Source organism: Nostoc sp. JL33 (genome assembly GCF_017114985.1).
Lineage (GTDB): Bacteria > Cyanobacteriota > Cyanobacteriia > Cyanobacteriales > Nostocaceae > Nostoc.
The window spans coordinates 29,308-46,143 of record NZ_JABXKP010000053.1 but is presented as its reverse complement, the minus strand read 5'-3'; the positions used below and the strand labels follow the sequence as shown (position 1 = coordinate 46,143).

23 protein-coding genes are annotated in these 16,836 nt (G+C 41.2%); 11 read left to right on the top strand and 12 right to left on the bottom strand.

Annotated features, from left to right (window positions below; all coding sequences use genetic code 11):
- Nucleotides 1-226 precede the first annotated feature (226 nt).
- The 7 genes from HWQ23_RS14705 to HWQ23_RS14675 all read right to left on the bottom strand — a co-directional run bounded on the left by HWQ23_RS14705 (nucleotide 227) and on the right by HWQ23_RS14675 (nucleotide 6,832).
- Complete coding sequence (locus HWQ23_RS14705) at nucleotides 227-487, bottom strand: HypC/HybG/HupF family hydrogenase formation chaperone (protein ID WP_292829472.1); 261 nt, start codon at nucleotides 485-487, stop codon at nucleotides 227-229.
- 82 nt (nucleotides 488-569) lie between these two features.
- Complete coding sequence (gene hypF / locus HWQ23_RS14700; protein ID WP_292829470.1) at nucleotides 570-2,921, bottom strand: carbamoyltransferase HypF; 2,352 nt, start codon at nucleotides 2,919-2,921, stop codon at nucleotides 570-572.
- Nucleotides 2,911-4,128 carry an NHL repeat-containing protein gene (locus tag HWQ23_RS14695; protein ID WP_292829468.1) on the bottom strand — a complete coding sequence of 406 codons (1,218 nt, stop codon included), beginning with the start codon at nucleotides 4,126-4,128 and terminating at the stop codon, nucleotides 2,911-2,913. Before HWQ23_RS14695 ends, hypF begins: the two co-directional genes overlap by 11 nt.
- A gap of 127 nt (nucleotides 4,129-4,255) precedes the next feature.
- Complete coding sequence (locus tag HWQ23_RS14690; RefSeq protein WP_292829466.1) at nucleotides 4,256-5,101, bottom strand: NifU family protein; 846 nt, start codon at nucleotides 5,099-5,101, stop codon at nucleotides 4,256-4,258.
- Nucleotides 5,102-5,291: 190 nt separating this feature from the next.
- On the bottom strand, nucleotides 5,292-5,516 hold the full coding sequence (locus tag HWQ23_RS14685; RefSeq protein WP_292829464.1) for a hypothetical protein: 225 nt from the start codon (nucleotides 5,514-5,516) through the stop codon (nucleotides 5,292-5,294).
- Nucleotides 5,517-5,524: 8 nt separating this feature from the next.
- Nucleotides 5,525-5,791: an asr0689 family protein gene (locus HWQ23_RS14680; protein WP_292829462.1), complete on the bottom strand. Its 267-nt coding sequence runs from the start codon at nucleotides 5,789-5,791 to the stop codon at nucleotides 5,525-5,527.
- Nucleotides 5,792-5,863: 72 nt separating this feature from the next.
- Nucleotides 5,864-6,832: a hypothetical protein gene (locus HWQ23_RS14675; RefSeq protein ID WP_292829594.1), complete on the bottom strand. Its 969-nt coding sequence runs from the start codon at nucleotides 6,830-6,832 to the stop codon at nucleotides 5,864-5,866.
- A gap of 438 nt (nucleotides 6,833-7,270) precedes the next feature.
- Here HWQ23_RS14675 and HWQ23_RS14670 point away from each other — a divergent pair, with 438 nt between their 5' ends.
- The 5 genes from HWQ23_RS14670 to HWQ23_RS14650 all read left to right on the top strand — a co-directional run bounded on the left by HWQ23_RS14670 (nucleotide 7,271) and on the right by HWQ23_RS14650 (nucleotide 11,844).
- A complete protein-coding gene (locus HWQ23_RS14670; protein ID WP_292829460.1) occupies nucleotides 7,271-8,050 on the top strand; it encodes an Rpn family recombination-promoting nuclease/putative transposase in 780 nt (259 codons plus the stop codon).
- Nucleotides 8,051-8,143: 93 nt separating this feature from the next.
- Nucleotides 8,144-8,353, top strand: coding sequence for a hypothetical protein (locus tag HWQ23_RS14665; protein WP_292829458.1), 210 nt, complete (start codon nucleotides 8,144-8,146; stop codon nucleotides 8,351-8,353).
- Nucleotides 8,354-8,891: 538 nt separating this feature from the next.
- Nucleotides 8,892-9,854, top strand: coding sequence for a hydrogenase small subunit (locus HWQ23_RS14660; protein ID WP_292829456.1), 963 nt, complete (start codon nucleotides 8,892-8,894; stop codon nucleotides 9,852-9,854).
- Nucleotides 9,855-9,952: 98 nt separating this feature from the next.
- Complete coding sequence (locus HWQ23_RS14655) at nucleotides 9,953-11,548, top strand: nickel-dependent hydrogenase large subunit (protein ID WP_292829454.1); 1,596 nt, start codon at nucleotides 9,953-9,955, stop codon at nucleotides 11,546-11,548.
- Between the two features lie 86 nt (nucleotides 11,549-11,634).
- A complete protein-coding gene (locus HWQ23_RS14650) occupies nucleotides 11,635-11,844 on the top strand; it encodes a hypothetical protein (protein WP_292829452.1) in 210 nt (69 codons plus the stop codon).
- Nucleotides 11,845-11,955: 111 nt separating this feature from the next.
- Here HWQ23_RS14650 and HWQ23_RS14645 read toward each other — a convergent pair whose 3' ends face one another.
- Nucleotides 11,956-12,825, bottom strand: a complete 870-nt coding sequence (locus HWQ23_RS14645) for a hypothetical protein (protein ID WP_292829450.1) — start codon at nucleotides 12,823-12,825, stop codon at nucleotides 11,956-11,958.
- An 88-nt stretch (nucleotides 12,826-12,913) separates the two neighbouring features.
- On the bottom strand, nucleotides 12,914-13,123 hold the full coding sequence (locus HWQ23_RS14640) for a type II toxin-antitoxin system HicB family antitoxin (RefSeq protein WP_292829448.1): 210 nt from the start codon (nucleotides 13,121-13,123) through the stop codon (nucleotides 12,914-12,916).
- Between the two features lie 146 nt (nucleotides 13,124-13,269).
- Between HWQ23_RS14640 and HWQ23_RS14635 the strand changes: the two genes are divergently transcribed.
- The 4 genes from HWQ23_RS14635 (at nucleotide 13,270) to HWQ23_RS14620 (ending at nucleotide 14,755) form a co-directional block, all read left to right on the top strand.
- Nucleotides 13,270-13,515 carry a type II toxin-antitoxin system Phd/YefM family antitoxin gene (locus HWQ23_RS14635; protein ID WP_292755147.1) on the top strand — a complete coding sequence of 82 codons (246 nt, stop codon included), beginning with the start codon at nucleotides 13,270-13,272 and terminating at the stop codon, nucleotides 13,513-13,515.
- A gap of 68 nt (nucleotides 13,516-13,583) precedes the next feature.
- Nucleotides 13,584-13,910 carry a type II toxin-antitoxin system VapC family toxin gene (locus HWQ23_RS14630; RefSeq protein WP_365741529.1) on the top strand — a complete coding sequence of 109 codons (327 nt, stop codon included), beginning with the start codon at nucleotides 13,584-13,586 and terminating at the stop codon, nucleotides 13,908-13,910.
- Nucleotides 13,892-14,173: a hypothetical protein gene (locus HWQ23_RS14625; protein ID WP_292829446.1), complete on the top strand. Its 282-nt coding sequence runs from the start codon at nucleotides 13,892-13,894 to the stop codon at nucleotides 14,171-14,173. The genes HWQ23_RS14630 and HWQ23_RS14625 overlap by 19 nt, the downstream gene beginning before the upstream one ends.
- Before the next feature lie 159 nt (nucleotides 14,174-14,332).
- Nucleotides 14,333-14,755 (top strand): hypothetical protein, encoded by a 423-nt coding sequence (locus HWQ23_RS14620; RefSeq protein WP_292829445.1) that lies wholly within the window; start codon nucleotides 14,333-14,335, stop codon nucleotides 14,753-14,755.
- 70 nt (nucleotides 14,756-14,825) lie between these two features.
- Here the strand turns inward: HWQ23_RS14620 and HWQ23_RS14615 are convergent, their stop codons facing one another.
- Together HWQ23_RS14615 and HWQ23_RS14610 are read right to left on the bottom strand one after the other, a co-directional pair.
- A complete protein-coding gene (locus tag HWQ23_RS14615) occupies nucleotides 14,826-15,239 on the bottom strand; it encodes a type II toxin-antitoxin system VapC family toxin (protein WP_292829443.1) in 414 nt (137 codons plus the stop codon).
- Entirely contained in the window at nucleotides 15,236-15,511 is a 276-nt protein-coding gene (locus HWQ23_RS14610; RefSeq protein WP_292829441.1) for a hypothetical protein, read from the bottom strand. Before HWQ23_RS14610 ends, HWQ23_RS14615 begins: the two co-directional genes overlap by 4 nt.
- Nucleotides 15,512-15,708: 197 nt before the next feature.
- Between HWQ23_RS14610 and HWQ23_RS14605 the strand changes: the two genes are divergently transcribed.
- Together HWQ23_RS14605 and HWQ23_RS14600 are read left to right on the top strand one after the other, a co-directional pair.
- Complete coding sequence (locus HWQ23_RS14605) at nucleotides 15,709-15,900, top strand: DUF433 domain-containing protein (RefSeq protein ID WP_292829439.1); 192 nt, start codon at nucleotides 15,709-15,711, stop codon at nucleotides 15,898-15,900.
- Nucleotides 15,901-15,938: 38 nt separating this feature from the next.
- Complete coding sequence (locus tag HWQ23_RS14600) at nucleotides 15,939-16,412, top strand: hydrogenase maturation protease (protein ID WP_292829437.1); 474 nt, start codon at nucleotides 15,939-15,941, stop codon at nucleotides 16,410-16,412.
- A 40-nt stretch (nucleotides 16,413-16,452) separates the two neighbouring features.
- Here HWQ23_RS14600 and HWQ23_RS14595 read toward each other — a convergent pair whose 3' ends face one another.
- On the bottom strand, nucleotides 16,453-16,827 hold the full coding sequence (locus HWQ23_RS14595; RefSeq protein ID WP_292829435.1) for a hypothetical protein: 375 nt from the start codon (nucleotides 16,825-16,827) through the stop codon (nucleotides 16,453-16,455).
- Between the last annotated feature and the right edge of the window lie 9 nt (nucleotides 16,828-16,836).

Genomic DNA, 16,836 nt, shown 5'->3' with positions numbered 1-16,836 from the left:
GAGGACAAGCTACGCGCAGCGTCTCGTTAGAGAAGGACGCGAAGGACGCGAAGGAAGAAAGAAAGTAAAGAAAGAAATTAGACTCTTTCTCTACGACTCTGCGTCAGACAAAGAATATCTATTAAGCTGTTCCACATCTAGTTTACATATCTAAATTTAATTAAAATCTTGTGGGGTGGGCATCTTGCCCGCCCTAATTATGCAAGTTAAATGTGGAACAGCTTATTTAAGTACTAATCCCTGTTTGTGCTGCTGCTAATTCTTGGAATAGTTGTAATGTTTCCGCCGCTTCTTGTTCATTAATTCGATTCATAGCAAAGCCAACATGTACTAATACCCAATCCCCAATACAAGCTTCGGGGGGATGTTGTTCATCTACGATACAAGCAATATTTACTTGGCGCTTAACACCACCAATGTTAACTATGGCTAATTTGTGGTTAACATCAGCTATTTCAATAATTTGACCGGGGATTCCTAAGCACATTTTTTTATTTTTTAAGATAAACTAACCGCAGAGGCGCGGAGAACACAGAGAGAATTATTTGTGAGAAAAAGGTTATCCACTCTCAGCACTTATGTATTAATTGTGCGGCTGCAATAACTGCTTGTCCTAAAGATAACCCGCCGTCATTAGCTGGAACTAAGCTGTGAGTGAGTACTTTTATTCCCGATATTTGTAATAGTTTGGTAACTTGCTCTAACAATATACAATTTTGAAATACTCCTCCTGTTAGCGCTACCTGAGAAATCAGATTTTCTTGAGAAAGATACTTAACCATCTCCACAATCGCATTAGCTAAACCTTGGTGAAATTTAGCAGCCATAACTGGTTGTGGAATCTGCTGCTGTAAGTCATTGAGCAAGGCTTGCCACATTGGACGCGGGTCTATACAATAAATCCTATCTGAAAAGCTAAAACTAAAAGGATATATTAGCGTTTCTTTATCATTATTTAACCTGCTAACATCTACTATAGCTTCCATTGCGATCGCAGCTTGTCCTTCATAGCTACATTCTTCTCTATAAATACCGATAGCCGCCGCCACTGCATCAAACAACCGTCCCACTGAGGAAGCTGGAGGCGAGTTAATCCCTTTGTCAATAAGTTGATTAAGTAGTTTTAGTGGTTTTTTATTCAAAAATTTTACGATTTCTAAATCAGCATATTGCTGTTGTTGACAGTCATCCCAAAGGTTAGCAGCTATTAATTGGGCATACGTATTACGCCAAGGCTGATAAATTGCTTGTTCACCACCAATCATTGCTACTGGTTTAAATGTTGCTAGTCGCTGAAATCTCCGGTAATCTGCTAAAAGGAATTCTCCACCCCAGAGTGTAGCATCATCACCGTAACCTAAACCATCTAAAGCAATGCCTAATACTGGAGGTGAATCTAAAGGAATACCATTTTCTGCCATGCAAGCGGCGATATGGGCGTGATGATGTTGGATTTGGTAAATTTTGATTTGATTTGTGTCCGCAAGTTGTTTACCAAGTTTGCTTGAGAGATATTCAGGATGTTTATCAATGGCAATTACTTCTGGCTTATGCTCAAATAAATTTAAGTATAAATTCAAAGTCTCTTGGTAAGCATTAAAAGCCGCAGCATTTTCTAAATCTCCCAAATGTTGAGAGAGAATTGCTTCTCCTTCACGCAATAAGCAAAAGGTATTTTTTAACTCACTGCCCATTGCTAAAATTTGCGGTAACTTGTGAAATCCCGGTGGTAAACTAATCGGTGCGGGTGCATATCCTCTGGCACGGCGAATTGTTTGGATTTTATCGCCAATAACCCGCACAACTGAATCATCTACCCGATTAATAATTTCGCGATTGTGAAAGAGAAAATAATCAGCGATGTGATCTAATTTTTCTCTTGCTTCGTCATTATCAATACATTGCGGTTCATCGGCAAGATTGCCACTTGTTAAAACAATTGGGCGATTCATCCGCCGCAGAATTAAATGATGTAAAGGCGTATAAGGTAGCATGAAACCGAGGGTATTTTGCCCTACTGCAACAGAAGAAGCTACTACTTTTTTACCTATTGCCTGTAGTAAAACAATTGGTGCAGCAGCACTTGCCAATAATTCTTTTTCCTTGGGATTAATGGTGCAGTATTCTGCAATTATCTCAATATCTCGCGCCATTAAAGCAAAAGGTTTATGATAGCGCTTTTTTCGCTGACGCAGTTTTTGTACAGCAGTTTCTTGTGTTGCATCACAAGCTAGATGAATACCACTTAACCCTTTAATTGCCACAATCTCACCCTTTTGCAACAGGGTACAAACGGCATCAACATCATCCAGCATGGAGAACATGGAAGCAGTAACCGATTTCCTATCGGCGCGTTCTAACCAAGCTGCGGGGCCGCAAGCATGACAAGCTACAGGTTGGGCGTGAAAACGGCGGTTTTCGACATCGTGGTATTCCTTTGCACATTCTGAACAGATGGGAAACGCAGACATACTGGTATTGCATCTATCGTAAGGAATGGCACGAATAATACTCAGGCGGGGGCCGCAATGAGTGCAGTTAGTAAATGGGTAACGATAAAAGCGGCTAAAGGGGTCGAATATTTCTTGTTGACATTGCGGACAAGTGGCTGCATCAGGGGTAATTTCTGTTTTAATCGCATTACTGACACTAGGAGAAATCACAAAATTATCAAATTCTAATTCACCTTTATAAATAATTCTTGTTAGTTGATTAATTCTTGCTAACGGTGGACATTCTCTTTGCAATCTGGCAACAAATTCGGTTATTGCTTTCTCACTACCAGATACCCGAATTAAAACACCTTGGCCATCATTACAAACCTCTCCACGCAAACCGCAGGCTTTAGCGAGACGATATACAGTAGGGCGAAATCCTACTCCTTGAACAGTACCACTAACTCTAATTTCTTCAGTCGGCATAGTTAAACTGCCACAGCAATATTCGGTTATTTCCAGAATCAGCTATTACTGCTGTTTTGCCACAAATTTTTATGCCATAACACCAATTTAAGCTATCTCGTTTCGGTAGCCCGAAGTTCCGATTTTCACCTTTACTTTGAAAATTTATCTGTGCTGCCAAACCATCTGCCACTGCACCTTGCAGTGATAAAATAGATTCTGGCTTTCTCCATCCTAACAAACGGGAATTAGCAGTATCTGCAACTACTAACCAATCCCCAGCCACCCCCACACCATAAGGCATACTTAAACTACTAGCGCTAGGATAATAAACTCCTTGATTCATTTCTACAGAATCAAAGCTTTTTTGTCCTAAAACCACTGCACAAGGGGCATTATTTACTGTTGGTATTCCCTGCCAAATCATCACTCGGTGATTACCTGCATCGCTAACAACCAAATTCTCTCCCCAAAAGGTAATATCATGACACCAACGCATACTCGCTGCGGTTGGAGAACTACCACCGTTTTCATTGCGAGAGATTATATCCGGTTGTCCCAAAACTAAATCAGCCGATTGACCATTTTCTGTTGGTAATTGATGCCAAATTAATACCCTTCGATTACCAGTGTCAGCAATAAATAGCCGTCCTTGATGATAGAAAACACCATAAGGCCAGTGCATTGTACTAGCAGATGCTTGTTGATTTCCCCGATTCGGTTCATTCTCGGTAAAATTAACTTGCCCTAACACCAAATCTGCTGGAACATTGCTATCTTCTGGTAAGTGTTTCCAAATCAAAACCCGATGATTCCAAGCATCTGCTACAGCTAACCCTTCGCCACAAGCACAAATCCCTGTTGGGACACTTAAGGTTGCCCTTCCTGGTGTACTTTTAGCATTTTGTCCTTCATGATAAAAGTCAGGTTGTCCAATTACCCAATCAGCCTGTTGACTATCTCTGGTGGGTAAATTCTGCCATCCCAATAATCGATGATGTCCCGTATCTGATACCCACAAAGGGCCAGTTTCTGATAACAAACAAGCAGCACGAGGCCCAAACATTGTTATGGAACTGGGTGCTACAGGTATCACTAATTGCTGTGGTTCAATAATGTTACCTAAAATTACCTCTGCACCTTGAGGTGATAAAGGTAATTGTTGATAAATTTCTGTTGCTTCCGGCGGTAATTGTGGTATGGGATTAATTATGATTGGGATATCCATGAACCGCAGATAGACGTTGTTAATTATTTAAAAACATTAATGTTTGTCACCATGTAACAACAGTAACAATTTTGCATTATGTTTTTTTCCAAATTTAGTTAAAACCTTTAAAAAACTTCTGCATTCATCAATTTTGCAGTTTCACAAAAACCTTATCGTCTTTAATTTTTACTGGATAGGACTGAAGCGAAACATCGGGTGCTGTTAAGCATTCACCTGTCTCTAACTTGTACTGAAATCCGTGGGAAGGACAGGTAATAATACCATTTTCAACTTTACCCTTTTCTAAGGGAGATCCTAGATGAGCACAAGCATTCCGGTAACATTTTACTGTAGCACCTTGGCGATGTAAAATCAGTGAATTCCCAGCAAATTGTACTGCCAATACACTAAATTCAGCAACTTGATCAATAGCTGCCACTTTGATCCAAGTAGAAGTTATTTTTGAAGAGAATGGACTGATTAAACCGACATTCACATTGTTAACAGTAGGGTTATTACTGGCTGCAACTACTTTGGTAATTTCGGGACAATGGTTTTTGATTGCCTGTTCTACTCCCTGAGATAAAGTCAAAGTAGAAGCCGGACAACTGCTGCAAGTTCCGATTAATCTGATTTCTACTGTATCTGGTGGCTTAATTGCCACTAGTTCTACATCCCCATTATGGCTTTTTAAACCTGGGCGAACTTCTTCAAGGGCTGTCTCAACACGTTGTGAAAGTGGAAGTTTTGGTGGTTTTACTAGTTCGTGATACAGTAGCACTGCATACACAACTTCATCTGCAACAGCATGACGCAAAGCTGGCATTGATTCTTGTTTTAGGTTTTTAATCAAACTAGTCAATGCAGCTTTATGCAAAGCTTCAATTGCTCTTTTTAAACCTACTGCTACACACCGTTGGCTTTCATCCCACTCGGATATAATTGCCTCAAAGCGGTTAATTTCCTGAACTAATTCTTCAAGGTTGGGCATGGGGTAGAAGAATTTTAGATTTTAGATTTTGCGTTCGCGTAGCGTGTCGGAGACAAAAGTTGCGTGCGGGGGTTCCCCCCGTTGAGCAAACTTTTTAAGACGGATTTTGGATTGAACAATCTAAAATTGCAAATCCAAAATTGGGTATGAGGTATTAGTCGTTAGCTTTGGACAAAGTAAAAATGGCAAATTACTTCATTTTGAAATCTTTGAGGAGAAATGGCATAATCATGCCTGTCACTAAGCTAGATAATATTATTGGTAAGTAGAAGGGAATTGGGGCTTGTGCGAGTAACACTAGCAGTAAGAAACCTACAGCAATACCAATAGTAGTTTGTTTGACAAAATACATCGGGTCGCGTAGTAGCTTTCCTTTAAAAAATAACTTGGCAGAAAACCACCCTATCTCTAACATATTTTCTCCTAATAATTTGTCAATAAATTTAAGACAACAAGCCCTAAGAGGATGGCGGGAATTACACCGGCAGGGGCAAATAATGCACCAAGCATTGCTGAAAACTGATAGCCTATATCTTTTCCAGCTAACAGCATTCCTCCAATTGCACCGCCGGCCATAGATAAGGCTGTGGCGATGATTAGCCAAACGAATCCTGTTGCTATGTTCAAGTCACCATCTGCTAAACTTGTGATAAAAGTTATCACATTTTGGTAGGTTAAAATATCTCTCATGCTGCTTTTTTCTCATTGTTAAAGTTAAGAGTAAAGAGTTAGGAATCAAATTAGATCCATAACTTATAACTCTTAACCCTTGATTTCCGCTTCTACATCTTGTAGCGCTTGGGCTACTACCTCTGCTTGTCCAATTTGTTGATATTTCGTAAATATTTCTAAAGCATCTTGATAGTAGATACGCGCTTGTAAAAGATTTTTAAGATTACCAGCTTCTGGTTTTTCCTGGTCGTCTGGTAAATTGAATAAGGCGTTGGCTTTGTTAGAAATTGTGTTAGCGTACTCTAGAGGTGTATCTTTAGGATTACGCACTTTTAACGCTTCATCGTAAGCTGCGATCGCTCTTAAATTATTCTCCACAGGATGGGAACTGACTAAATATTGCAAAGCGTTACCCAAGTTGTTTTGCAACATCGCATATTCTCTGGGATGATCAATCAAATTAATATGCTTTAGTGCCACCTCAAATGACTGCACTGCTAACCCTTGACGCAAGTATTCCCGTTCGGATGCTAGGGGCATGGAAAGGTAAGCGATCGCAATATTGTTATACAAAATCGCGTATTCCTGGGGGTAATTTTCCCAAGTGAACACCCGCAAAGCCTCATGATAAGCTTGGATGCTGTCGGTTATCCGTGCCAAATTGAATGGTACAAGCGACTGCAACACCAGCCCAAAATTCATTTGCGTCTCTGCCACTTCCTCTGGCGTTGCTAATTGTTGTAAAATTGGCAACGCCTCTTCATAACCTGCTTTCGCTTGCACCAGCAGTTGGTAGTCAGCATCCGGTATTGCTTGTAACGTCCCTGCCATCCCCACTTGCGCCCTGGCTTTCAGCAGGGGGTATTCCTCACCACACATTTCATAAGCCCGGTAATATAACCCAACTGCATTTCGCAAGTCTTGGGCTGTTTTGGGCTTTTTTTGAAAGCCTTGTGCTATCTCGATCAGCATCTGGATTTTTTCTTCTGCTGTAGCTGACTCCGATGCAATAGCTGCGATCGCAGCCTTCACCGTTGAATCTGTAATGCTGGGGATCATAACTCTGCCGTACTCTAGCCAATTGGGAATTGAGTCTGTCAACGCCCACGAATGATCAAGACACGCTGAAAGTATCTGATCACGGGCCCTACTGATTTACGCAGGCTTCGAGTCCTTTAGGCGGAATTCCCCTTTTCTTGTCTGAGACTAGGGCTAAGGATTAGGGACTAGGGAAATTGATCCCATGCCCAATGCCCTATCAATTTTTTTACTATAAAACACCCTATTTCTAAAATTCTAGGGGGAAATTGCCAATATTAATGTTAGTTTTAAACACCTTACATTTTTATAAGGTGTTTTGTATCATCACTAAACACAATCCAAATATTCTTTATTGAATTGTTGACATACATATATGCAGTATCTTACCAGCTAATTTTTGTGTAGTCCAAATCGTCGAGGTGTAAAATACGTTCATCAACTGTAAAACTAGTTCCCTTGAAAACAGACAGTATCTTTTATCGCATCTTCCAAAGTATCCCCACCACTTTCTTTGAACTGATTAACCAACCGCCGCAACTAGCTAGTGCTTATCAATTTTCATCAGTAGAAGTCAAACAACTGGCGTTTAGAATCGATGGTGTATTCCTCCCAAATGCAGCAGAACTACCCATCTATTTTGCCGAAGTCCAATTTCAGCCAGATAAAAAATTTTACTCACGTTTGTTTACCGAAATCTTTAACTATCTCGACAAAACCGAATTAACCAACAATTGGCGTGGTGTAGTCATCTTTCCCAACCGCAGCGTTGATACTGGAGATACCGAAAGATATGCAGAATTACTCAACTCACAACGGGTGACTCGCGTCTATCTTAATGAATTAAGCTCAATTGAGACATCATCAATCGGCATAGAGACAGTTAAACTAATCATTGAACCCGAATCAACTGCGACAACAAGAGCTATAGAGATAGTCAACAGTGTCCGACAGCAAATTCCAGATGTCGCTACTACAAGAGAAATTATACAATTGATAGAGACAATATTAATCTACAAGTTGCCGCGATTGAGCCAGGAGGAGATAGGGAGAATGTTTGGATCAAATGAGTTAAAGCAAACTAGATTCTACCAAGATGTTTTTGAAGAAGGTAAACAAGAAGGTAAGTTAGAAACGATACCTCAGTTATTAGGGCTGGGGTTGAGTATTGAGCAAATAGCTCAAGCGTTAGGTTTGGACGAACAAGTTGTTAGGCAAGCTGTACAACCGAAATCCTAAAACAATAGGATGCGCGAACCCTTAACAGTGCGTTTAATAGAGACGATATTAATCTATAAGTTGCCGCGATTGAGCCAGGAGGAGATCGGGAAAATGTTTGAATTAAATGACTTGAGGCAAACTAGATTTTTCCAAGATGTTTTTGAAGAAGGTAAAAAACAAGGTAAACAAGAAGTTTTGGAAGAAAGTAAGTTAGAAATAATACCCCAGTTATTAGCGTTTGGGTTGAGTATTGAGCAGATAGCTCAAGGGTTAGGTTTGGACGAACAACTTGTTAGGCAGGCTGCACAACCAAAATCCTAAAACAATTGATATATAGCTGACGGGGCGCAAGACTTTGCACCCCGATATTTTTCTGTATTTAACTCAGTTTTTATATTAAAATCTGACGGGTTAAAATACTCATAACCTCACCTGTATATAGCTATTGTAGTAGTGGACTCTAGTCTTTAACATTTGCATAGCCAATTAACCTCACCCCGATAAAGCTGTGCTTTATTTCCCCTCTCCTTAGCAAGGAGAGGGGCTGGGGATGAGGTTTTGATTGTGATGTACTTCATGCACCTTGGAACCGCTATTAACATCAGTAGTTAAAAACAAAAGGCAATTTAATTTATACTATTTTTTATTTTTAAATGTGTTACATACATAACAGACATAACCTTTGAAAATAATCTTAATCGAATTTAAGTTATTGTTAATGATTAATTCTTTTTTAATGAGAGTGAATTAAATAAAAAAATATCTTAGAATTGAAATATAAATATTGATAAACAGGTGAGACTTTACAAGCATTATCACCTACATCATGCATGGTAAACAATAGAAAAACGCATAGCCAATGACTAACGTACTATGGCTACAGGGTGGTGCTTGTTCAGGCAACACGATGTCATTTCTCAACGCTGAAGAACCCACAGTCTGCGATTTAATTGCGGACTTTGGCATTAACTTACTTTGGCATCCCTCCTTGGGAGTGGAATTAGGCAACAATTTGCAAACACTGCTGCGGGATTGTATTTCTGGCACAATTCCCCTAGATATCTTGGTATTTGAAGGCAGCGTTGTCAACGCTCCCAACGGCACAGGCGAATGGAATCGGTTTGCCGATCGCGCCATGAAAGACTGGTTAGCAGACCTCGCCAAAGTTGCTAAATTTATCGTCGCTGTGGGAGATTGTGCCACATGGGGAGGAATTCCGGCGATGTCACCCAACCCCAGCGAATCGGAAGGTTTGCAATTTCTCAAGCGTCAAGAAGGCGGTTTTTTAGGTAAAGACTTCTTGTCTCAAGCTGGATTACCTGTAATTAATATACCTGGATGTCCCGCCCATCCCGACTGGATTACGCAGATATTAGTTGCGATCGCTACTGGACGCATAGCAGACATTGCTTTCGATGAACTAAATCGTCCGCAAACCTTCTTCAACAGCTATACCCAAACAGGTTGTACCCGTAACGTTCACTTTGCCTACAAAGCATCAACCGCCGAATTTGGTCAGCGTAAAGGCTGCCTATTTTATGACTTGGGTTGTCGCGGCCCCATGACTCATTCCTCTTGCAACCGCATCTTGTGGAACCGCGTCTCTTCCAAAACCCGCGTTGGAATGCCTTGTTTAGGTTGCACAGAACCAGAATTTCCCTTCTTTGATCTCAAACCTGGAACCGTATTTAAAACCCAAACAGTCATGGGAGTTCCCAAAGAATTACCGCCAGGGGTGAACAAAAAAGATTACGCCTTACTCACAATGATCGCCAAAGATGCCGCACCACCTTGGGCAGAAGAAGACTTTTTTAGGGTTTAGGGAATAGGGAATAGGGAACAGGGAATGAGGAATAAGTCAATTTCCCCCACTCCCCACTCCCCACTCCCTACTCCCCTCAATAATTAAAGGAGAAGATAATGGGAATTCAATCATTAGACATTTCGCCCGTCGGTAGAGTTGAAGGTGATTTAGATGTTCGAGTTGACATTGAGAATGGAAGAGTAGTCAACGCTTGGACACACGCCGAATTATTTCGCGGATTTGAAGTTATCCTACGGGGTAAAGATCCCCAAGCCGGATTAATTGTCACGCCTCGCATTTGCGGAATTTGCGGCGGTTCTCACCTAACTTGTGCATCTTGGGCATTAGATACAGCTTGGGAAACTGAAGTTCCCCGCAATGCAATTTTAGCCAGAAATCTCGGTCAAATTGTCGAGACAATTCAAAGTATACCCCGCTATTTTTATGGTCTATTTGCGATTGATTTAACCAATAAAAAATATCGCCATAGTCGCTTTTATGACGAAGCAGTTAAACGCTTTGCCGCCTTCACAGGTAAATCTTACGAACTAGGCATTACAATTTCCGCTAAACCTGTAGAAATTTATGCACTATTGGGCGGACAATGGCCACATTCTAGCTACATGGTTCCTGGTGGCGTAATGTGCGCCCCCACTTTAACAGACATCACCCGCGCTTGGGCGATTCTAGAATATTTCCGCACCAATTGGTTAGAACCAGTGTGGTTAGGTTGTTCATTAGAACGCTATGAAGAAATCCAGACTTATGACGACTTCAATAACTGGTTAGATGAAGACCGAAATCATCGAGATTCTGACTTAGGTTTTTATTGGCGCATGGGTTTAGATATCGGTCTAGATAGATATGGTGCTGGTGTTGGTAAATATGTCACTTGGGGATATTTAGCCCATGAAGATAAATACCAAAAGCCGACTATCGAAGGACGAAATGCGGCGATGATCATGAAAAGTGGAGTGTACGACAGCTTCGCAGACACTCACACCTTAATGGATCAGTCATTTACGCGCGAGAATACAACTCACTCCTGGTACGATGAAGGGACAGCAGACATTCACCCTAGCGATCGCATAACTTTACCCACTGCAATTAATACCAAAGACTTCGATAACGCCTACTCTTGGTCGAGTGCAGTCCTTCACAAAGACTTTGGACGTTTGGAAACTGGCCCCTTAGCACGTCAATTAGTTGCAGGTGGCAAACATGGCGAATCTTGGCAACACTACGACGGCTTGATCCTCGATGTCTTCAAAGAAATGGGTGGTGCTAGTATTCATGTGCGTCAGCTAGCACGAGTTCACGAACTTGTCAAGTTATATCGTCAAGCTGAACACTGTTTACGCGAATTCAAATTAAACGACCCCTGGTATATCAAACCCACAGAAAAAGATGGTAAGGGTTGGGGTGCAACAGAAGCAGCGCGGGGTTCCTTATCTCACTGGGTAGAAGTGGAGGGCGGTAAAATTAAGAATTACCAAGTGATTGCCCCAGGTACTTGGAATATCGGCCCTCGTGACGGTGAAGGAATCCGCGGCCCCATTGAAGAAGCTTTAATTGGGACACCCATTTATGATTCTAGCGATCCGGTAGAAGTTGGTCATGTGGCGCGATCGTTTGATTCATGTTTGGTGTGTACAGTCCATGCTCATGATGCTAAAACAGGTGAAGAGTTGGCGCGTTTTCGGACAGCTTAATTCTCAAATATCAGATCGTCTACCACAACGCACATTGAGTTAGACTGGCTCTACAAGTGATTGCGATTTTGGTAGACATACTTTGCATGGCTGAAATTATTGAGATACCTGTTGAACTGACTCACTTTCAACTTCCTGAAGCTGTACAAGAGTGTCTGCAATTTCTGCTGGATCGCCAAGATGCAGGTAAAGTGCTTACCCAAGCAGAGCGACCAGAAGCAGAAGGGCTAGTTGAGTTGGCAGAATTTTTATCTCTGCTGCACTTGCGATCGCAGCGTGTAATGCAGCAGGGATAAATGGTAAACATTTCAGATGCTTTACGTCGATTGGTTATCCTAAAGAGCAGCTGATCGCTGTGAATATTGTAGTTTATCCCAAGCAGGTCAAGCACTGCGTATAGCGCAGTGTTAAGCATCACTCGACATATCTTTAATGATCCGCTCATGCTCGGTAAGCAAAAACGAGATATAGGAGCGAATAAGATTGCAAAATAGGCGACCCTCCGCAAGCGTTATTGGTTTACCATCTTTTAAATCAATTCCATGCCGAACGCCTCCACCAGTTGTAGTTGAAAGATAACCATGTAGCTGAGAAGCCCAATCTAACATACGCTCCAGTGTTGTCCCTTGATATTCTTTACGGAGATCCCTTATGATCTCGTTAAAATATTTTCCTTTGATTGTCGTGCCTGATGCCAGTGACACGCCTTTAAATACAGTTGCAATCGACTCTAGAATCCAAAGCATTTGTTGAACTGCCTCTGTGGGTCGGTTCTCTGTTAGTAACTGTTCAGCACGATTTAGGGATTCTTGCAGAGTTTGAACCGCCGACTCAGCGAGTGTTGGTGGTGATTGAGGTACAGCGATAGTTTCTTCACCTTCACTCAGTTTTAAGAGATTTGGGGGATGAATTTGATATCTAATACTGTGCTTATGACAAATATCATTCAATATCTCAACCTCAGGAACAGCATATTGAGTATTGCGAAAGCTCTCACAGGTATCATATAACGCCTCCAGAAAAATAGGTGGATTGATGGCTGCTTCTTGCATGTATGACCGTAAATCTGTCTCTGCCCAACTTTCTGAAGAACTCTGGGAGCTTGTCGAACCCACTGCATTTGCAAAAAAGGCTTTGAAACGCTCTAGAAACCACCAACGGTCGCCCTGTGCTGCGATTTTACCAATGAGATCAAAGAATTCAGAAATTGCTGAGTCAGGAATCACTACTTTATCTAAACGTGCAAAACGCCATGAGGCAGGATAGTTGAGTGACATTCGACTTTTAAATAATTGAGTAGTTTCTAGTCTAACTAATACACCACAATGCTTAGGTGATTATCAAAACAGGAATATTACTCATGGTCTACTGAACCACAATCTGTTGTGTACCCATAAACTCTGTCTCGAACACCAGATCCTCATCTTCTAAAAGCATCTCAATAAGTTCACGCAAATTTTCCTGCAATTCATCCAGGGTTTCGCCTTGAGAATACGCTCCAGGAAAGCCAGGGACATAGCCAACATAGAATTTAGTATCAGGATCTCTTTCAACGATCGCAGTAAAAGTTTTCATATCACAATCATGGACAACGCTCACTTACAGCTTACTGGATCGGTGATCTAACTGAGCGACGCCGAATAAATAGCCCGTCGTAGACATCGCTCTTGCACCGCTATGACAACCAGACTAAACTTAGTTTACAGACTTAGTTTAATCTTATGGAAACTGTAAATATTCATCAAGCTAAAACGAATCTCTCAAAGCTATTGTCGCGCGTAGAACTTGGAGAAGAAATCATTATTTCCAACCGAGGCATTCCTGTTGCCAAGTTGGTTCCGTTTCGCACCTCATCAAATCGACTCAATAGTTTAGGGCAAGATAAAGGGCGTTTTGTAGTGCCAGATGACTTCAATGCCCCTTTGCCAGAAGAAATTTTGGCAGCATTTGAGGGCGGTGAGGAGTGAAACTTTTGCTAGATACGCAGTGCTGGTTATGGTGGTTTACCCAACCAGAGCTTTTGAATTAAGCAGCGATCGCCCATATTGCGGATGAAACCAATGAATTGTGGCTCTCAGTTGCCAGCATTTGGGAAATGGGGATAAAAGTTGCGATCGGCAAGTTACCACTGGCAGATCCCCTAGACAGTTATATTTCTAGTCGGATGACGGTGTTGGCAATGCGATCGCTAGAAATTACAGCTTCTCATGCTTTGCAAGCGGCTGCTTTACCTTTGCATCACCGAGATCCTTTTGACAGAATGTTGATTGCACAGGCTCAGATAGAAGAAATGACGCTTGTGAGTGCCGATTCGATGTTTAATAAGTACGACATTTCCCTACTTTGGGCAGCCAAATCTTAATGCCTACGGCTGGCTACGCCTACGTATTTGCTATTTCGGCGATGCCTACGGCTGGCTACGGCTACGCATTTGCTATTTCGGCGACTCCATTTGCTATTTCGGGGACTCCATTTGCTATTTCGGCGAACCCATTTGTTACATCGGCGAACCCATTTGTTACATCGGCGAACTCATTTGTTATTTCGGCGAACCCATTTGTTATTTCGGCGAACCCATTTGTTATTTCGGCGATCGCGCCACCAACTATTTTAACTGGGGAGTGAAGAGTGGGGAAAATCAGGGAGAAATAACCTATTCCCAATGCCCTATTCCCAATGCCTCATATTCAAAACTCGTAGCGTAACACACTAAAACTTATAGAAACAGTGCGTTAGGCTTGCATTAATGCACTTCAAAAAAACAGAAATTTACACGGTAAGCTTGTGTCTGATTTAGCGCTACACGAATATCTCCCTCGCGTTCCCGATGCAGCATTGCAAGAATTCATCGAATGGTGTGTTTTAGAGCAGGCAAAAGCCGCAGAACTTAACTTTACTCCAGATACAAGTAAGTTAAATAACTTGCCGCCAGCAGACTACATTCCGAAACTTGTTGATCAGTTCATGAAAGTTAAACCAGACCCAATTAAAGCAGGTTTAGTATCAGCGATCGCTGGTAAGGAAGCTGACAAACATGCTTTATCTGGTTTAGCGATCGTAGCTGATTTTGTATCTCTTTATGTCAAGTACTTAATTCCTAAAGAGGGAAGTACTAGAGAACAGGCTGAAGAACTCTTGACTAAAGCATCACAACATCAGTCGGAGAAACTTACCGAAATTGCCAAGAAACATGGTGTAGAGTTCTAGTTTCCTGCTGATAACTTAGTTATTCAGAGGCTTTGTCTGTCTCATCAGTCAGAGCCTCATACTTTGCAGATTACGGCAATAACTCGAAGTAATCACAGTGTCTCGGACGAACAAAACCAAAATCACGACGGTCAAGCGTCAAGATGCGAGTGATGGTGTCTCGCTCTGCAAGTGCAATAATCGTTGCATCTGTAAAGTCAAGCTGACTATCAGCATACTGTTCCAGAATTTCATTAACTCGCTCGAAGTCTTCAAAGTGAATTGATTCCAGTCGAATATCACTAGCAGCAAGTTCAATCAAAAAATTACGCATAACCGGATGTCCGAGTCTAGACGAGATTAAATAACAAACTTCGGGAAGGACAGAGGTTGGCAAAATTAATGGTTCACTTAATGTCTTTGCGACAGTAAAAACACGAGAGTGATTGCGATCGCTTTTGTCAGTAAGTGCAAACAGGAAACTTGTATCCAGGATCGCTGTCATGTAGGATTATCTGCTTTCAGACTCCAACCACGCACAGGATCAATCTCATTTTTTAAGATATCTTCATCACGTTCTGAAATGTTGTTTTCAGTAGAAGCTCCTAATCCTGCAATAGACATCAGAAAAGAAGATTTATGATTGTCTACCTCTTTTTGCCTTGTCGATTTATATTGAAGATATTCAACAAAGCTTGCTAGTTCAATTAATTTTTCATCTGGGAGAGCATTAATTACCTCAATTAATCTCTGTCTATCTGTAGTCAAAGTATCCATATGCTTGACAAAAGGAAAGAATTACCTTGACTTATTGTACTTCTTCTTGACAGCAGGTAGAAACGTGATGATGAATTGTTCCTAGTTTTATACCTTTACTATCACGTTAAGCCTTAAAGTATGCTTCACTACGTTTATAGATACAGTGCAACTTCTTATTTTATAATTTAGGAAACATATTATTAGTTTATAGTTAAATGGACAGAATCGTAGTTAACTCTCACATTCATTTCGGTAAACCTTGCATCGCAGGAACACGCATCACTGTACAAAGCATTTTTGAACTGCTCAATGACGGACTTTCATTTGAAGGAATTATCCAAGACTACTATCCAGACCTACAAATCGAAGATATTCGTGCCTGCTTACGATACGCGATCGCGCTTTAACTGAATTTGCAACTACTTAAACAATTAAATATCATCCCATGCTAACTATTATTGGTTGCGGTAATCTCAATCGCAGTGATGACGCTGTAGGCGTAATCATCGCCCAACGCTTACAAAAATATCTAGCTGAAAATCCTCATCCTCATGTGCGCGTTTATGACTGTGGCACCGCCGGGATGGAAGTAATGTTTCAAGCTAGAGGTAGTAAACAATTAGTGATTATTGATGCAAGTTCAACTAGTTCTGAACCAGGTGCTGTGTTTAAAGTTCCAGGAAAAGAACTGGAAGCTTTGCCAGAACCTAGTTATAACTTGCATGATTTTCGTTGGGATAATGCTTTAGCCGCCGGACGGAAAATCTTTCAAAATGACTTTCCCGAAGATATAACAGTTTATTTAATTGAAGCGGCAAATCTTGGTTTGGGACTAGAGTTGAGTCCTGTTGTCAAATATTCTGCCGATTTGGTTTTTGAAGAACTAACCGCACTTATCAAACAGAATATCAACTTTTAATTAACAATCCAAAATCTAAAATCCAAAATCCAAAATCGAATCACGCCCAATCCCGATAAACCGAAAGTTCATCTACCCTCATTTCAAAAGGTACGCCTTGACTCTCTGGTGGACAAACACGGATTTTAGCACTGGTGATAATTCCATATAGCAATGTCCCCATTGGCACGATTTTTTGCAAAATACGCCAATTAGTAACTTGATCAGGACATTCAATTACTAATGTTAGAGCATTGGCATGGGTTGTGACATACCACCGACAATTAGATAGAAGATTTTGAATCGTGCGATCGCAAGCATCATAAAAGTATCTACTAATAGAATACTCTAGTTGCTGTCGCAATATAATATCTGCCGATGTCGGTTGCATAGGATGCGAGTCGTCACCATTTAAGCAATACGTCTTTCTAGCCATCTCTCTTTA

Bases quoted from the DNA above. Each gene is read 5' to 3' on its own strand.
- HWQ23_RS14705 (WP_292829472.1), bottom strand. From the start codon at position 487: ATGTGCTTAGGAATCCCCGGTCAAATTATTGAAATAGCTGATGTTAAC.
- hypF (WP_292829470.1), bottom strand. From the start codon at position 2,921: ATGCCGACTGAAGAAATTAGAGTTAGTGGTACTGTTCAAGGAGTAGGA.
- HWQ23_RS14695 (WP_292829468.1), bottom strand. From the start codon at position 4,128: ATGGATATCCCAATCATAATTAATCCCATACCACAATTACCGCCGGAA.
- HWQ23_RS14690 (WP_292829466.1), bottom strand. From the start codon at position 5,101: ATGCCCAACCTTGAAGAATTAGTTCAGGAAATTAACCGCTTTGAGGCA.
- HWQ23_RS14685 (WP_292829464.1), bottom strand. From the start codon at position 5,516: ATGTTAGAGATAGGGTGGTTTTCTGCCAAGTTATTTTTTAAAGGAAAG.
- HWQ23_RS14680 (WP_292829462.1), bottom strand. From the start codon at position 5,791: ATGAGAGATATTTTAACCTACCAAAATGTGATAACTTTTATCACAAGT.
- HWQ23_RS14675 (WP_292829594.1), bottom strand. From the start codon at position 6,832: ATGATCCCCAGCATTACAGATTCAACGGTGAAGGCTGCGATCGCAGCT.
- HWQ23_RS14665 (WP_292829458.1), top strand. From the start codon at position 8,144: ATGTTTGAATTAAATGACTTGAGGCAAACTAGATTTTTCCAAGATGTT.
- HWQ23_RS14660 (WP_292829456.1), top strand. From the start codon at position 8,892: ATGACTAACGTACTATGGCTACAGGGTGGTGCTTGTTCAGGCAACACG.
- HWQ23_RS14655 (WP_292829454.1), top strand. From the start codon at position 9,953: ATGGGAATTCAATCATTAGACATTTCGCCCGTCGGTAGAGTTGAAGGT.
- HWQ23_RS14650 (WP_292829452.1), top strand. From the start codon at position 11,635: ATGGCTGAAATTATTGAGATACCTGTTGAACTGACTCACTTTCAACTT.
- HWQ23_RS14645 (WP_292829450.1), bottom strand. From the start codon at position 12,825: ATGTCACTCAACTATCCTGCCTCATGGCGTTTTGCACGTTTAGATAAA.
- HWQ23_RS14640 (WP_292829448.1), bottom strand. From the start codon at position 13,123: ATGAAAACTTTTACTGCGATCGTTGAAAGAGATCCTGATACTAAATTC.
- HWQ23_RS14635 (WP_292755147.1), top strand. From the start codon at position 13,270: ATGGAAACTGTAAATATTCATCAAGCTAAAACGAATCTCTCAAAGCTA.
- HWQ23_RS14615 (WP_292829443.1), bottom strand. From the start codon at position 15,239: ATGACAGCGATCCTGGATACAAGTTTCCTGTTTGCACTTACTGACAAA.
- HWQ23_RS14610 (WP_292829441.1), bottom strand. From the start codon at position 15,511: ATGGATACTTTGACTACAGATAGACAGAGATTAATTGAGGTAATTAAT.
- HWQ23_RS14605 (WP_292829439.1), top strand. From the start codon at position 15,709: ATGGACAGAATCGTAGTTAACTCTCACATTCATTTCGGTAAACCTTGC.
- HWQ23_RS14600 (WP_292829437.1), top strand. From the start codon at position 15,939: ATGCTAACTATTATTGGTTGCGGTAATCTCAATCGCAGTGATGACGCT.
- HWQ23_RS14595 (WP_292829435.1), bottom strand. From the start codon at position 16,827: ATGGCTAGAAAGACGTATTGCTTAAATGGTGACGACTCGCATCCTATG.